We start from the raw sequence: 16,361 nt of genomic DNA, 5'->3' as shown, positions 1-16,361 counted from the left end.
GGGACGTCAAGTCCTGCAGGACTTCGTTCATCCACAAGAAGGTGAGCGTTATCCACAACCCGGCACTCTTGGGTCTGCCCGGGAGGCAAGGGCTACAGGGGCATCCAGCAAATTATCCCCAGGCTGGATGACAATCCTGGGTCCGTAAACATTGGACTGTAATGATGACTTTGCAGGAGAGATTTGCCCTCATCAGGAGCCGACAAGCTCACTTCGCGTGGGGCGATATCTACACGCCATCGGTTTTAGCGGTTCCACGAGAAGCCCCTAAGGGCTCTCGTATCAGCAGAATGAATAGCCGGAAGCTCGGCCGTGCGATTCACTCGCTGTCCACTCCAGAAGCGGTGTTCACCCAGCTCGCGCTCTTCCATCCTCAGCTGCTCGACATTCACGAGCAGAAGATGCTGTGGCCATATCACGCCCCGCATCCATTGCACGGGCATCCACTTACCAAAGGACATTTTCCTCTTCCTGTCACTGGGACGATGGAAATTGCCAAGCAAATTGGCTTCAAGCATCACCAGGTGGTGATTACCACTAAAGCTGGTAGCCGACAGAGAATGCCCTTTCCCTATCAGGGGGACCTTTTACTGTATTTGATGGGTTCAGATGGGAGACCCTACGCGGTCAACTGGACAGTGAAGGATCAAGCTAACGCCTTCAGCGAGAGGCGCTACTCAGCAGCCAAGACCCCTAATCAGCAAAAAATGGACCGTGATCATGCTGAGCTGCGCACAGCCTTAGAGCAACTGCATTACGCAAGCGGCGGTATCAGGACCGTGCAAATGTCTTTGGATCGTCTGGACCCGATCGTCGTGGGCAATCTGGATCTGCTATTTCCGATGCATGGCTTGCCGCTGACCCTCGAACCCGAGCTGCTCAGGGAGTTTAGCGCTGAGATTGAGGGCGCTGTGCATGCTGGGGCCTTGATCCACCCCATCATTTACCGGTATGCAGCCCGATGGGGTAAGCGTGACCAGTTTATTGCAAGGATCTACCAAGACATCTGGGATAGAACGCTCCCAGTAAATTTCTTCAAGCCGATTCTGATCGACCATCCTCTCGATACCGATGGTGGTGATCTGCTGGAAGCCTACGGCAAATTTTTCTTGGAGATTGAGCCGTGATCACGGGCGCTAGGTTATTTGCGCCAGAGGGATATCGGAGCCTTGTCAAAGGTCACTATTACCATTTCCTGAACAGTGATGCGGTCCGCAACCGAGTGCGCTTGGTGGAGTTCAGCGATCTTGGGAAAGAGGTGCGCACCACGTTGATCACCCTCACAAGGTTCGAGTTCGAAGAAGCGCTCGAAACGGGTGCGCTGCTGGCGTCAGGTGAGACGGATAAATTCCCGCCATGGCTGGAACCGATTAAGGGAATCGCAATTTCAGAGCGTGAAACGAAGCGGGTCTCTGCTAAGGAAACCTACGACCAAAAGGTCAACCGCCGTTTTCTGGCTATCTCAGGCCTGATGGTTCGTCTCCAGGAGGTTCTAGCCAGTGACGATCCGGACGCTGTAATCAACGCTCACGCCAAAAGCCAGTCGCCTCAGCAAAATGCAGCTCGCTTAAGGTTGTGGTTCTATACCTACATTACTTTTGGACAAAACAAGTGGGCTCTCATGCCTCCCCTGCACCGCATCGGTAGATGGGACAGGGAGGGGCCCGGGAAAGTACGCAGGCTGGGCAGGCCATCACCCAATGGCAAAGAGTGGGGTCACCGGGCCGATAGCGCCATGAGGGAAAGAATCCTTGCTGCGTATCTTAGATTCCGTTCCGCTGACAAAACCCATAGTCAAGTTTACCGAAAAATTCTCACAGAGGAATTTGGTTGCGTTTCCGTTGAACGAAATGGAGTAGCATCTTTTATCAATCGAAAAGGGCACCCATTTCCAACCTTTGACCAAGTGCGGTACTGCATCGAACAACAAGTTAGCGTTAAAGAAAAATCTATTGGCGTAAGGGGTAAACAAAAAAACCGCAACCAGACCGGCAGTTTGGGCAGTTTCTCAGAGCGCTTGACGAATCTAAATCAACAGGTCGAGTTTGATGGTTACTATATAGTTGAAAAACTTTCTGGCTTGACAGAGGGTAGCCCCGTTGACGGATTTTGCGTCGTTCGTGCCGTGTGTGGATTGTCCGGAATGGTGGTTGGCATTGGTTTTGCTGAAGGTAAAGAAACCAAAGAAGCTTATCGGATGTGTCTGTTTTCCATGGCTGTAGACAAAGTATGGTTTTGTGGGCTTTTCGGAGTAACCATCAAACCGGAGTGGTGGCCCTGCGAAGGCTTGGCAGGTGGGCTGGTCTTTGATCGAGGTCCTGCAGCAGCCCTGGACACGGAGCCTGAGATCCACTGGCTAGGCACCCTTGAAAATACGCCGGTTTTCTCTGGCCAGTCTAAAGCTACGGTTGAGTCATCGCACCCGCGAGCAAAATCCGACCTTGATCAACCCACCTATGTCCATAGCACACTGAATTTTGTCCAAATGACCCGCAGGGAGATTCACCAAGTCCTGAAAGACAACCGGTCGTCTGACGCAAGTGGCCGCATGGAAACTGAAATGTATTGGTGCGGAATAAAGCCCACCCCGCTGGGTATCTGGAATTACTGGGACAGCCGCTTCCGTAATTCTGCAATCGGGATGCAGCAAGAGGTTGCCATAAAGAGCTTCCTGTCTGTGCACCCGGCCGTTGTACGTCAAGACGCAGTCTATCTGTACGGGCGCAAGTATAGGTCTGTTGATTTGATCAACACCGGGATATTTGATCGAGTTGCTAGGAGTAGCGTTATTGAAGTTGATGTATATGTACTGACTATGTGCGTTCGGCATATATGGATTGAGGTAGGAGGCATACTGTTCGAATTGGACTTTGTAACGACGCAAAGGACCGTTGACGGTGATCGGGACATATCATTACGTGATCTTCAGTCACTAGATGCCTTAAGGCGAAAGTCTCAAACTTTGCTTCGTAATGAGATACCAGCAATTCATCAATTTCACGATGATAGATTCAAAGAAGATACCGGTGAAGAGTGTAAAGGTGGCGTGAGACGAATTGGTCGACCACCTAAATCGGCATCGGCGCAGCGAGATACAGATGACTATGATCGATTCCGAGGTAAAGCCAAATGAATGAGGCCATTGCGAGTTGGTTCGACGGCTGCCAAACGGCTGATCAGGTCCGCCAGATCATCACACGTCGACCTGAGCCATTAGAAAGTCTGTACGAAATCGAACCTCGGTTGGCGGCAGAGGTGCTGTCTCAAGCATTGCGTGAATCTTTCATTCCCAACGCATTTACGATTGAGTTCATCCAAGAGATGGTGGGGCGAGCAGCGCTGCATGCGCGAGCATTGTTCTCTTCTGAGCGCGAGTACGCCCGAGGGCTCTATGAAGCACCTCCAGTCGATGCTGTGCCGGTCTGTTTTACAGGGCTTGCAGGGGTTGGGAAGAGCCAGACGATTGCTGCGCTGCGCAAGGTTTTGCCTAGCCCCATTGATCTGTCCTGCGATCACTTCCAGGGTGATCTACCGTTGCGGTCGCATTGGTACGCAAGCGCCCGAGGTACCACCAATGCTAAAGCCCTTCTTCGAGAGTTCGTTGAGTTACCTCTGTCGCGACTGACCGTTGCTGAGCTGCTGGGTGAATGCCGGCGTAGGGCGAATCGTGATGGGGTATCGTTAGTCATCCTGGATGAAATGCAGTACATCCAAAAGGGGCTTGGTGCTGCGAAGGTTACCGATATCCTCTTGAACATGGCTGGTATCGGTCCGCCAATGGTCTACGTGTGCAATTACAGCTTGGGTCACAAGTTGTTTGAAAGAAACAATGAGGATCAGCAGCGCTTGCTGACCGACCCAAGAATCATGCTTCCCGATGAGCCTGGCAGTTCCGACTGGAAAGCTTTCATTGATGAATGTATTCGTGTGGGCAATGGCGCGATTTGCGGTAATCAGGATGAATTGGCACGGGAAATTTACCGTTGCACATTCGGTATCAAGCGCCTGGTGGTGGAGTTGTTGAAGCAGGCGTACATTGAGTGCCGCAGTGCAGGCCGTCATGCGGCCTCCCTTCAAGACATTGGCCAGGCTTACCGCTCAGCGGCGTATACGTCCAGTGCCAAACAAGTCGAACACCTTCAAAAATTGGCTCTGGGTGGCCGGGTGTCCAAACAGCATCTAGACCTGCGGTGTCCGTTTGATCTGCCAGCCGCGTTCACGTCCAACGTAGTGAAGTTTGCGCGGGCTGAACGGCAGGAGCGTGTCACCCAGAAGGTTTTCGACTCATCGCTAACTGCATCGGAACGATCTGTAAAAAAGCAACTTGATGCCTCAGCCAATGCTCTGCAGAAGCCCAATGCCCGTCTGCGACGGCCTCCGGTTCAGGAGCTCTCCGAAGAGGAGCAGGCCAAAGCTTTCTATGCTTGGATGGAGGACGACAAGGGCCCCAAACCCAAGGGATGGTGTAGCGAAGAATTCCGTCCCTAGCCCCGATGATTGCTGGCCTGTAAACCTGTTTTTTTCACTGTTAACTATGATGGTTTACAGTGAAAAAAACGGGTTTACACCACTTAGTTAGCGATCAAAAACGCCTGCAGCACGGGTGGGATCCAGAGACGGTTAACCATCTTCCAGCAGGTGTCGGACGTCTGTCAGTGCCCGCTGTGCGCTCGGCTAAATTTGAAGTATCACTGTTCAGAATTCTCGGCGTTCACGTGCGCGGCGATCAGCAGCCCCTCCATCGCCTCTACAAGCTTCGCCACTGCCGGCTCATATCCTGGAGCACGACTCAAAAGCTCATCAACTTTCCGGCCAAGGGGTTGTGCTGGAATGTCGACATGCTGAGCCAAGCCTGCAGTGTTTTGACTCGCAAACCTGGCACGGTACGTGAGAAGCCCGGTGCTTTGCCGAACGCATCGATTGCTATGGAATCGCTTTGTAGCGAAACTCCCGGAATTCGGCACACCCTTTTCCCGCGCAAAACAGTGCGGGTCGAAGGCTGGCCAGGTATTCAACGGTATTGGAGTTGTAGCCGGACACTTCGCTGCGCACGCCATGCTTGACCCATGACTTGCCGTCCTCGCAGTAGTAGAAGGTCACGATGTTGTGCAGGTTGACGAGCTTCAGCCACAGAGAACGGGTGGCGGGAGCGGGTTCGGGCCAGTGGCTCCTAGCCCCTCCGCGATAGGTGGTCATGCGTTCGCCGTCGATCCCTATCCCAAGGAATAGTCGATCGGTGAAGAAAAGTAACAACCCCGCCGTGGCGTCGCCGATCACGTCGATATGCACACTGATCTCATAGTTGGGGTCGCCCACCATTTGCGTCAGCGGCGCAGAGTCTTGCGGGCTCGTACCTTGGCCGGCCAGTCGCAGGGCGTTGCCTTTGAACTCGGCACGTCTGAGCTCATTGGGACCACCGAAGAAAGCCCATCGTGTTCCGAAGGCTGGCTGGGAAAAATTGTCGGAGCGGGCCATGCCGTGCTTGGGGGCTGCGGAGGGCTGCTTGCTCATGGGGAGTGGTTTGCTGAGATCGCCGCCCAAGGCTTTGGGCCAACCGTCGGATGTCCAGGTAATTGGCTCCATCAGGGTCTGGCGGCCAAGGGTTCTCAAGCCGTTTTCATAGCCGTGATAGATCAGATACCACGAGCCATCTGGTCCTTCGATTGCAGTGGCATGGCCACGTGACCACCATCGCTCTGAATCTGAATACGTGCGCACGATTGGGTTGTCAGGGCAGTTTTCCCAAGGGCCGTTGACCGTTTTGGAGCGCGCACAGATCACCATATGGCCTGTTGCCGGACCGCTTGTTCCGCCGACTGCGGTGATCATATAGAGCCAGCCACCCCGCTTGATCAGTTTGGGGCCTTCCAACGCGTAAGCCTCGGTCACCCATTCTGCCGGGTAGCGCCATCCGTCATAGACCTTCTCGACCTTGCCAACCGTAGAGAGCCCGTCTGGTGTCAACTTGACACGGTTTATGCCGGACAGGAAAAGATACCGTTCGCCGTCTTCGCAAACGATATGACCGGGATCGATGAGGCCGCTGATGTTCAGGTCGACAGGTTCGCTCCATGGGCCAGCCATGTTCTCGGCATGGATCACCCAGATGCTCACCGGTTTCTCGAGCTTGGTGGACCATTTGGCTTTGAGGAACGGAATGTAGATGTAATAGCGGTTTTCGTGCTTGATCAGGTCGCAGGCGAAAACCGTTCCCAACGGCTGGTCAAGCGCAGTAGTAAGCGGCGTCCAGTTAACCAGGTCCCGCGAGTGCCATATCAGTAGCCCAGGGGACGCATCGAAGGATGAATGGGTGATGTAGTAATCGTCACCGTCCTTGAGCACCGTCGGGTCTGGGTAGTCACCAGGTAGGATAGGGTTGAGGTACGTCCCGTTTCCAAGATCCGCCTTTCTCTGGCCTTCGATGCCGGCTGCCCAACGATAACGAGTTGGCGAAGGCGTAGAAGTGGGGGCGGCAGGGCGCTCGCTTGGGCTGCTCGCATGGCTTAAAGAGGTGGTGGTTGCCATTACTGCACTAATGGCCGCCATGCCTAGCAGGTCTCGTCTCGATGGCATAGAAAAGCTCCTATCTTATTTTTTTGTGGCCGCACACCCAAGGAGGTTGCCGTGGGCCTGTAGAAAATAGAACCTTCATTCCAGAATGTAAAATCTAATTTTCCTCCTCTCAACCCGGCGATTTCGTTGGCTCTCACGTAGCCGCTGTAACGGCCGCACAGAGCTATCTGCTCGATTTGGTTTACGAGGCGGCCAGTACGATAGGGCGAATTTTCGGTGTTGACGGAGAAGGAGGGCGGTGATAGCTTGAAAATAGAACTTAGATTCTATTTGTGTCTAGCTCTCGTGTCGGCCTGCGGGTGCCGCGGCTTCACAAGGTTGCGAATGAACGGCACTATTTGTTCATTAAATAGAACAAGAATTCACATTCTAATAAAAGGACAGGCATATGCGCTTTTCAGTATTTCTCGTCGGCCGTTCCACTGGCCCTCATGAAGACAAGCCGGTCATGGATGCGCTTGTCGAGCACGCCAAGCAGGCCGAGGCCCTGGGTTTTGATGCTGTGTTCATGCCTGATCATCACTTCACTGGCTATGCACCGATGTCCAGTGATCCGTTTGTGTTCGCCGCCTATCTGGCCGGCCAGCTCAAGCGCATCCATTTCGGCATGTCGGTCACTACGGTGCCGTTACACCACCCGGTCCGCTTCGCTGAGCGCGTGAACCTGCTTGATCAGTTAACCGAAGGACGGCTGCTGGTCGGCATCGGCAGTGGCACCACGCCGGAAGAAATGATCGGTTTTGGCGTCAACTACAAAGAAGCATCCGCGATACTGCAGGAGAATCTTGATCTGGTTCTGCGCCTGTGGAACAAGGAAATCGAAGATGAGCCAATCAGCTTCGAAACCAGCCATTACAAAGGCGCCGTGGTGCAACGCATCGTGCCTACCGCCTATCAGCGCCCGTTTAACCGGTTGATGCCGGTTGCTCTGCGCGAAAGCAGCATGCAGCGTGCCGCCGAGATGGGCTGCCCGGCCTTTATCCCAGCCTTCACGCCACCTGTGCCTGCCAGTGCCGAGCCTTTCGAGCATCTGTCCATGTATTTCAATCGCTACAAGCAAGCACTTTTGGGAGCTGGCCACTCGCAGCAAGTGGTTGATCACTGCCTGTCCTGGACGACGCACACCTATCAGTGCGTTCACGTGGCGCCAACCGATGAGCAGGCCGAGGAAGAGCTGCAGCAGATCCTCGCCGCCTACAACCGTGCGATTCAGCGTGAGCACGGCTTCAACAAGCGTGCCGAGAAGCTGAGCGGCGTACAGTTGCACCCGCACCCGGATTGCTTCAGCCGCGAATGGATCAAGACCTGGTGCTTGCATGGCAGTCCCGATACCGTCGCCGCCGAGCTGGATAAACATCGTGAGCTGGGTATCGGCAACGTGCTCATGGGCTTTACCAACGGGCCTATGACGCCTGAGCGTGCCCGTCTGAGCGAGCAATCGATGAGCCTGTTCGCTCGCGAAGTCATGCCTCGTTTCCAGTGATCGTTGTGGAGAGCTCACTCATGCAGCAGCCCCCTATCCTCAAGCCGGCAAATCCTGGCAAAGCCCCTCTGATAGTCGGTATCGGCGGCACTACGCGACATGGATCCAGTACCGAAAAAGCCCTGGCCGCGGCGCTGTATCGCGCGCGGTTACGCGGAGCGCGTACCCAATTGTTCGGCGGCCGCGAGCTGGCAGCGCTGCCGGCCTTCAACCCAGAAGCTAGCGAGCGTACCGCCGAGCAACTCGCACTGGTGGAAGCGGTACGTCAGGCGGACGGCATCATCATCGCCACGCCCGGCTACCACGGCGGCGTATCGGGCTTAGTCAAGAACGCTTTGGATTTGCTCGAGGACCTGCGCAGCGATACCCGCATCTACTTCGACGGCCGTGCGGTTGGCTGCATTGTTACCGCCGCCGGCTGGCAGGGCTGCAACACCACGCTGGGCGCGTTGCGTTCGATTGTGCATGCCATGCGTGGCTGGCCGACGCCGCTCGGTGTGACGCTCAATACTGCTGGTGTTTCGCTGTTCGATGAACACGGTCACTGTCTGGATGCCCAGGTGCAGGGCACGCTGGATACCCTGGCTAGCCAGGCCATGATGGCGCCCGCGCCGTTCGTAGCCTGCGTGCCGGAAGATGACTATGCGTAACGAGGTCCACACTTTGCCTTTAGAGCAGAAGGCGCTACTAACTGCTGGCCGGGACATGTGGTCGACCTGCGAACGAGATGAGCTCGGGCTTGCCTCCGTCCGCATGGCTGATGGACCGATGGGTTTGACGGGCGGACGGGTCGATGAGCGCGATGTCGCACTGTTAACGCCGTGTGGGCTTGCCCTGGCAGCCAGTTGGGATGCCGAACTGGTAACTCGCGTCGGTCAGGTGGTCGGTGATGAAGCGCAGCGTATCGGTGTGCAGGCCGTATTGGCGCCCAATCTTAACCTGATGCGCAGCCCCTTGGCCGGCCGTGCGTTCGAGCTGTTCGGTGAAGATCCGCAACTGATCGCCGAACTGGGTTGGGCGTGGGCGCAGGGCGTACAGAGCCGGGGTGTCGCATCCGTGATTAAGCATCTGGTTTGTAACGACTCGGAAACCGACCGACGCAACATGAATGCCGTCGTTGCGCAGGAGGCTCTGCGTGACGTGTATTTCAAGCCCTTCGAACATGCTGCCAGGTCCGGTGCGTGGGCTATGTTGACCGGTTACAACAAGGTCAATGGCGTGCGATGTGCCGAACATGGCCAGCTGTTGCTTGACTGGCTCAAACGGGAGCTGCACTGGGACGGATTGGTGATGTCGGACTGGTTTGGCACCCATGACGGTGCGGCGAGTCTCAACAATGGACTCGATCTAGAGATGCCAGGGCCAGGGCGAGTCCTGGGCAACGCGTTGCTGGGTAACGAGCAGGCTAGCGCTGTGGATTTCGCACGTCTCGATGATGCCGTGGAGCGTTTGTTGCGACTGGCTCGGCGCACTAACCCGGCGCGAACCTGGCAGGCGGATAAGCAGGCCCAGCGTCTCGCGGTGCTGGAAGAGGCAGCGGCAGCCGGCATGGTGCTGCTGCGCAATGAGTCGCAGGTCCTACCCTACGGCTCGGCCAAGCCGGGTTTGCTGGCTGTGATCGGCCCTAACGCCACCGTGCCATGCTATCAGGGCGGCACCTTCGCCAAGGTCGCGCTGGCACCGGATACCACCACGCCCTTGCAAGCCCTGCAGGAGCAGTTCTCCACTGCCGGTTATACGGTGGCGCATGCCGAAGGTGCGCCCGTCGAGCACCGCATTCCTCCGTTGAGCGCATTGTCACTAGTCACGCCAGCCGGCGAGCCGGGCATGGCTGTGGATTACTACAGTACACAGGGCATTGTTGCATCCCAAGAAGTGCGTTATTCGAGTTCGCTCATATGGTTCAAGCAAATGCCAGGCGTGGGAGAATTGCTGTCCCTTGAGGGTGAAGGGCGGGTTGAAGTCTCGACGTCTTTCGTTGCGTCGCGTAGCGGTGAATACACCTTCTTGCTCGGGGGCACAGGTGCTGCCGAGCTGTATCTCAATGGACACCCGCTGGGCGCCTTCGACGGTCGGGCCGTCGAAGGTGACATCATGGGCAAGCTCATGCAGGCGCCCCATGATGAATTTGCCTGCCGGTTGGAACAGGGCCAGACCGTACAGCTGCGAGTTAGCATGCAGGTAGGCCGCAGCCTGGCCCATGGCTTGTGGTTTGGCTGCCGTCAACCCGCCCAGAACAACTTGCTGGACGAGGCAGTCGCCCTCGCAAGTCGTGCCGACGAGGTTGTACTTTTGGTCGGCGAGACGCCTGATGCGGGGCTGGAAAGTGTAGACCGTGAATCCACGTTGCTGCCTGCCGGGCAAATCGAACTCATCCGCCGTGTGTGTGAGGTCAATCGTCGCGTGGTGGTGGTGCTCAATGTCGCCCACCCGGTCGACATGACCTGCATGCAGGATGCCGCCGCCATCTTGGTGGCCTGGTATCCCGGCCAGGAGTTCGGCCCGGCGCTGTCCAGCGTGCTGAAGGGGGACCGCGAGCCAGGTGGGCGTCTGCCTGTGACGTTTGCCAGGCAGGAAAGCGACTACCCCGTCTGGTCCTTGGCACCCTCGGAAAATGGCGACCTGACCTATCACGAAGGATGGTGGGTCGGTTACCGCAGCTTCAGTGCCCGTGATGTCTCCCCTGCCTTTAGCTTCGGGTACGGCATGGGCTACGCCCGCTTTGCCTGCTCGCTGGCGGGATTGACCGGTAGTACCGTCGACGCCCTGCAGGTAGAGCTCGTCATACGCAACCTGGCCTCGCGCAAGGGCAAGGAAGTGATACAGCTCTATGTGGTTGAACCCCAGCAGTCTGCGGAACCTACGCGTACCTCGCTCAAAGCATTTGCCGCTGTCCACTTGCAACCTGATGAGCAGCAGTCTGTGCGTCTGGCGCTGGGGCGCGACGCATTTTCACGCTGGAGCAGCGATGCAGGTGCCAGCCTGATCGTGCCCGGAAGGTACCACCTGATGATTGGCCATGCGCTCGACGACGCCATTATTTCAGTTGCACTGGAGGTGAGTGAGGGGGGAGATATTCGCTTCATTTGATGTACCCGCTATGCGTGAGAGCTAGACAACAAAAACAATAGGTGCCCCTGGAAAGGGGCTGGAGTAGACCATGTCCAACGCCACCACCTCGGTAGGGAACCTGCCTGTGCCGCGCAAGGCAGGAGCTGCACAAGCACTGATTTTGGTGTTCACTACTCAGCTTCCGATCATGGGATTGCTTTCCCTGATCCCCATCATCCCGTTGCTGGCGCAGCAGTTTTCCAGCCATCGTGATGCGCACTTTCTGGTGCCCTTGCTAATTACCGCGCCGAGTGCATGCATTGCTCTATTGTCGCCATTGGCTGGCATTCTGGCCGACCGCTTCGGTCGGCGGCGGTTACTGCTGGTTGCAGTGTTATTTTACGGCGTATTCGGCTTTGCGCCGTACTTCATGGATGACCTGGTCAGTATCGTTGCCAGCCGCTTCATGCTTGGCGTTACAGAAGCGGTGATCATGACAGTTGCCAATACCCTCCTTGGCGATTTCTATGAACCGGGGCCACGTCGCAAATGGCTGGCAGTGCAGAGTGGGGTGGGCTCTGTTTCGGGCGCCGTGCTGATGTTCAGCGGTGGCCTGCTCGGCGAAATAGGCTGGCAGGGGCCCTTCCTGCTGTACCTGCTGGCTTTCCCGATTTTCCTTGGCCTGCTGTTCTGGACCTGGGAGCCAGGTCGACAGCAGCAAGAGGCGGGTGATCCGAGCGGTGCGCCGTTCCCGATGGGCCGAATGGTTTTGGTGGTCGGGGTCACGCTGCTCGCAGCGACGCTTTACTACGTCGAGGTGCTGCAGATCAGTCAGATACTGCATGGCATCGGGCTGCACGACTCCTCTAAGCTCGGCCTGGCCAGCGGGTTGGCGAACATGGGGGTGCCGCTCGGCGCGCTGGTCTTCGCCTGGCTTTCCAAGCGCGACATTCGTCTACAGCTAGGCATCGTGTTCCTGCTGTTCAGTGTCGGGCTGGTCGGACTGGGGCTGGCTGTCGAGGTGAAGCTTGCCGTCTTGTCCGCCTTTATCGCTCAGGTTGGCTGCGGGTTACTGATTCCTGCGCTGATCAACTGGTGCCTGAGTGGCCTGAGCTTTGAGCACCGCGGCCGTGGTGTGGGCCTTTGGACGGCTGCCTTCTTCATTGGCCAGTTCGTAAGCCCCTTTCTGGTCACCTTGGTTGGCAGACCAGCCGGTGGCTTGGCGCCTGCGGTGTTGATCATGGGCTATGTAGCGCTGGCCGCACTGGTCGTCACTGGCTTGCTGGCTATACGGCGCATAACTGCTCGTCACCCTCTTATCAACTGAATGCTGAATACCAAATCTTCTGCGCCTCGCATGAGGCGTGGTGGGTGGTTGCGTCTCGATGAAACCCGTTCGCCGATAAACAGCGTGATGGAAATAATAAAAATGCAATCGATGAAAACAGTCTGTGCCCTTGTCGCCTTGAGTACCGCCCCCCTGGTTTTTGCTGCCCCCCCAACAGCCACAGATACGAATGCCGGCGTTGCCCCAGGCACCCCACAAAGTGCCATGCCGGCTGCCGCCAGCCAATGCGAGCGTTACCAGCGTTATGTGGTTAGAACCGAGGCAGTGCTTTCGCAAACTCCGCCTTGCGAAACCATCTCGCCGGAGTTATTCGGTCTGCGCGCGGCGCTGGCCGATAACGGTTTCGGCTTTGCTGCCGCTTTCAGTCCCAATTACCGCTATGATCTGCTGGGCAATAACTCCTCTACGCAGAGCTACAACGGGCAGAACCCGACGTATCGCCAGTCCACTGCGTTGAAGCTCACCTACGATCTGACCCGTGTGGGGTGGGGCGGGGATGCCCAGTTTGTTTTAGGGGCTACCTGGGAATCGGGTAGCTACCGAACGGGTAACCCGAACTTCCTGACCATGTCCAGCTTCGCTGTTAACCAGCGTTTCTATGACGGCCAACTGGAGCTCCAGTACGGCTACTACAACCTAATCCGCGAATACTACGGCATGGTGTTGGGTGGCAACTCGTCGGCGGCGGCGCTCGGCCCAGCCAGTGTCATTCCTGTTCAGGTGGGTTTATCGCTATTCACGCCAAGCCCTGCGGTAACCGTTACCGTCAAGGATCAGAGCAAACGCTGGTACAACCGCGCCACCGTCGCGCGTAGCGCCAGCCCGAATCGCTTCCAGTATGACCTCGACGAAAACCCCTCAGGCTTCGAGTTCAAGGTCAAGGGATCACGCGCTGTGGTGGTCGATGAGTTTGGCTACAAGGTCAACGCGGGCCAGGATCAGAAAGCGTTCTGGGCTCGCGTCGGGGCTATCCATAACACCAGCAAGTACACCGATTACCGCAATGGCGGCATGACCAACAACAACTATGGTGCCTATGCGGCCGTCACCAAGCAGGTCACACAGCCCAACGGCTCTGGCCCTCGCGGTCTGTATCTGGATGCGAAGGTCAACTACGCCCCGGAAGATCGCAACTTGTACAACAAGGACTTCCAGCTGACGGCGTTCTATATCGGTCCCTTCGATAGCCGGCAGCGCGACATGGTGTCCCTGGGCTTCACCCGCAACTATTTCAGCACCTATGCGCACAATAACGTCGAGCGCAGTGGCGGCGATGCCGAACGTACGTCCACGGCACTGTCCTTGTCGTACGCAGCGCGACTGAGCCGAGGCATCTATTGGGTTAACGGCCTGACTTACCAGGAGGGACCATCGTTCGCGCCAGCACTGGATGACGCCCTGATCTACCAGAGCGGTCTGAATTTCTCGTTCTGATCCTGCTTACCCATGAGGGAGAGATGCATGAAGGTGTCAATAATTGTCCTACTGGGCGGGTTATCCATTCTCGGGCCATTGGGCATCGACATGTACCTTCCCGCCTTCGGGGCAATGAGCGCCGAACTTCAGGTATCGCGTTTGGTGATCCAGCAAACGCTGGGGCTTTACCTGGCGTGCCTGGCCATCATGATGCTGTTCTACGGCACGCTTTCAGATGTTTTCGGCCGTCGAGTTGTGCTGCTATGGGCGACTGCCATCCACGCCCTTGCGGCGCTGGGCGTAGCGCTAGCGGCGAGTCATGAAGGCCTGCTGGCGTGGCGTGCCTTACAAGGCCTGAGTGCCGGTGCCGGAGGAGTCGTTGCACGCGCCGTGGTGCTGGATATGACCCGCGGCGTCGATACTCAGCGAGCAATGTCGCAACTGATCATGGTTTTCGCCTTGGCTCCGGCGCTCGCTCCCATACTGGGAGGCTGGATACTGGAGTCGTTTGGCTGGCGCTCTATCTTTATTTTCCAGGCCGCTTTCGCAGCGCTGCTGTTCGTTTGCTGTTATCGCTATCTGGCAGAAAGCCTAGCGACGGAGTTACGCCAGGTGCTGAGGATGCGTCCGCTGCTGCTCTCCTATTTACGTACGAGCAGTGACGCAGGGTTCCAGTTGCCGGTGATCGCCGGTGCACTGGCCTTTTTTGTTTTCTCGCTCTACATCGGTGCCTCCGCCAGCTTCGTGATGGACGTACTCGGCTTGCCGGTGACCGCATTCGGCTGGCTGTTCGTACCCTTGGTGGCTGGCATGGTGCTCGGTTCGGCTTTCTGTGGCTGGTTAGCTCGGCGGCTATCCCGTTGCCGGCAATTGGGTTTGGGGTACGCGATTCTGCTGGCCGCCAGCTTTCTCAATGTCGGCTATTGGCTGGCCTTCGAGCCGGTGTTGCCCTGGTTGGTTTTGCCCTTGGGCCTGACAACCTTCGGGTTGGCGCTGATCAACCCGTGCCTGATATTGATGGCGACCGAGCGCTATCAACAGCATCGCGGGCTCTCCAATTCGTTGCTCTCATTCGAACAGACGCTGGTATTCGCCGCCGTCACTGCGTGGCTGGCACCGCTGCTGGCTGGTAGCGGTCTGGGCTTGGCCTGTGCCGTGGCCCTCGGAGCGCTGGCAAGCGGGGTGTGCGCTTGGTGGGCCACCCAGCATGTCGAATTTGACCCTGAGGCGCTTGCGCACCCTATAAAGAACTAGAGTACTAGTTCTATAAATGTGATTCACTGTTTCTTTTGTTTTGGCTGCCGTCAAAGGACCTTTATCCATGTTTCGCTTTTTCCCTGATAACTACCCGTGGAATCTCGCGGTCGACCTGGCCATCGAAATGGGCGCCCGGATTGGCGAGATCCAACAGATGTGCGCCCCATTGCTGGAGGCGTCCAGAAAGCCCGACGCGACCGGGGTGCAAGCGTTTCGCCAGAGCTGGTCGGACATGGCGGACAAGCTCTGCGAGTTGGCCGTGGAGGATGAGGCGGCAGGACGCTTGCTGTCAGCCGGTGAAAAGTATAACCGTGCTGCCATTTACTACATGACCTGCGAACGCCTGCAGGGTCATGGCGCACCTGGGCGCCTCGCGCTTTATCAGCGCTTTCAGGAGGTATTCGCTCGCGGTATCGCGTTGACCGCAGAAAATTGCGAGCGAGTAGAAATTCCTTATGAGGGCGTGGTGCTCAGCGCATTGTACGTTCAGGCCGAAGGCGTCAGCGGGCGCGCGCCCATTCTGGTGCAGGTCAACGGCCTGGATTCGAGCAAGGAACTCAAATACCGCGTAGGCCTGCCGCAGTGGCTGGCGCGGCGAGGTGTTTCGTCTTTGGTGGTCGATCAGCCCGGCACGGGGGAAGCCTTGCGCCTACATGGCCTCAAGGCACGTTACGACGCCGAACATTGGGCCAGTGTGATCGTGGATTACCTGGAAACCCGCGAGGATGTCGACAGCCAGCGTATCGGTATGGAAGGCGTTTCCCTGGGCGGCTACTACTGCCCCCGTGCGGTGGCATTCGAGCCACGCTTCGCCTGCGGCGTGGTGTGGGGCGCCAACCATGATTGGCGCGATGTGCAGCGTCGCCGCCTGGAGCGCGAGGGCAGTTTCCCGGTTCCTCATTACTGGGATCACGTGCGCTGGGTATGGGGCGGCGATGATATCGAGAGCTTCATGAAGATCGCGGAACAGGTGCATCTGGACGGCATCTTGGATCGCATTCGTGTGCCGTTTCTCGTCACCCATGGCGAAAAGGACTCACAGATTCCGCTCAAGTGGGCGCACCGGACTTACGAGCAACTGGTCAACAGCCCTCGGCGTGAACTGAAGATTTTCACCGAGCGTGAAGGCGGGGTTCAGCACTCGAGCTTCGACAACTCAATCAACGCCGGGCACTTCATCGCTGACTGGGTCGCCCAGGTACTCGGCGCACGTATTGCCTGATCATTCAATAA

11 protein-coding genes are annotated in these 16,361 nt (G+C 57.1%); 10 read left to right on the top strand and 1 reads right to left on the bottom strand.

What is annotated here, in order from left to right:
* Positions 1-161: 161 nt before the first annotated feature.
* From OSW16_RS26800 to OSW16_RS26790, 3 genes are read left to right on the top strand one after another with little or no spacing between them, the layout of a single operon-like run.
* Positions 162-1,127 (top strand): hypothetical protein, encoded by a 966-nt coding sequence (locus OSW16_RS26800; protein ID WP_267819778.1) that lies wholly within the window; start codon positions 162-164, stop codon positions 1,125-1,127.
* Positions 1,124-3,133, top strand: a complete 2,010-nt coding sequence (locus OSW16_RS26795; protein ID WP_267819776.1) for a transposase — start codon at positions 1,124-1,126, stop codon at positions 3,131-3,133. Before OSW16_RS26800 ends, OSW16_RS26795 begins: the two co-directional genes overlap by 4 nt.
* On the top strand, positions 3,130-4,488 hold the full coding sequence (locus OSW16_RS26790) for a transposase (protein WP_267819775.1): 1,359 nt from the start codon (positions 3,130-3,132) through the stop codon (positions 4,486-4,488). The genes OSW16_RS26795 and OSW16_RS26790 overlap by 4 nt, the downstream gene beginning before the upstream one ends.
* A gap of 435 nt (positions 4,489-4,923) precedes the next feature.
* On the opposite strand, the gene OSW16_RS26785 is transcribed toward OSW16_RS26790, so the two are convergent.
* Positions 4,924-6,525: a family 43 glycosylhydrolase gene (locus tag OSW16_RS26785; protein ID WP_267819773.1), complete on the bottom strand. Its 1,602-nt coding sequence runs from the start codon at positions 6,523-6,525 to the stop codon at positions 4,924-4,926.
* Positions 6,526-6,961: 436 nt separating this feature from the next.
* Here OSW16_RS26785 and OSW16_RS26780 point away from each other — a divergent pair, with 436 nt between their 5' ends.
* The 7 genes from OSW16_RS26780 to OSW16_RS26750 all read left to right on the top strand — a co-directional run bounded on the left by OSW16_RS26780 (position 6,962) and on the right by OSW16_RS26750 (position 16,350).
* Positions 6,962-8,056 (top strand): LLM class flavin-dependent oxidoreductase, encoded by a 1,095-nt coding sequence (locus OSW16_RS26780; RefSeq protein WP_267819771.1) that lies wholly within the window; start codon positions 6,962-6,964, stop codon positions 8,054-8,056.
* A gap of 20 nt (positions 8,057-8,076) precedes the next feature.
* A complete protein-coding gene (locus OSW16_RS26775) occupies positions 8,077-8,706 on the top strand; it encodes an NADPH-dependent FMN reductase (protein WP_267819769.1) in 630 nt (209 codons plus the stop codon).
* Positions 8,699-11,146 (top strand): glycoside hydrolase family 3 protein, encoded by a 2,448-nt coding sequence (locus OSW16_RS26770; protein WP_267819767.1) that lies wholly within the window; start codon positions 8,699-8,701, stop codon positions 11,144-11,146. Before OSW16_RS26775 ends, OSW16_RS26770 begins: the two co-directional genes overlap by 8 nt.
* 70 nt (positions 11,147-11,216) lie before the next feature.
* A complete protein-coding gene (locus tag OSW16_RS26765) occupies positions 11,217-12,434 on the top strand; it encodes an MFS transporter (RefSeq protein ID WP_267819765.1) in 1,218 nt (405 codons plus the stop codon).
* Between the two features lie 48 nt (positions 12,435-12,482).
* On the top strand, positions 12,483-13,889 hold the full coding sequence (locus tag OSW16_RS26760) for a carbohydrate porin (protein WP_267819764.1): 1,407 nt from the start codon (positions 12,483-12,485) through the stop codon (positions 13,887-13,889).
* 27 nt (positions 13,890-13,916) lie between these two features.
* Positions 13,917-15,125, top strand: coding sequence for a multidrug effflux MFS transporter (locus tag OSW16_RS26755; protein ID WP_267819762.1), 1,209 nt, complete (start codon positions 13,917-13,919; stop codon positions 15,123-15,125).
* Between the two features lie 67 nt (positions 15,126-15,192).
* Positions 15,193-16,350, top strand: coding sequence for an alpha/beta hydrolase family protein (locus tag OSW16_RS26750; RefSeq protein ID WP_267819761.1), 1,158 nt, complete (start codon positions 15,193-15,195; stop codon positions 16,348-16,350).
* Positions 16,351-16,361: the final 11 nt, after the last annotated feature.

It is taken from the genome of Pseudomonas putida (assembly GCF_026625125.1).
GTDB classification, from domain to species: domain Bacteria; phylum Pseudomonadota; class Gammaproteobacteria; order Pseudomonadales; family Pseudomonadaceae; genus Aquipseudomonas; species Aquipseudomonas putida_X.
This window is presented reverse-complemented; position numbering and strand designations above follow the sequence as displayed.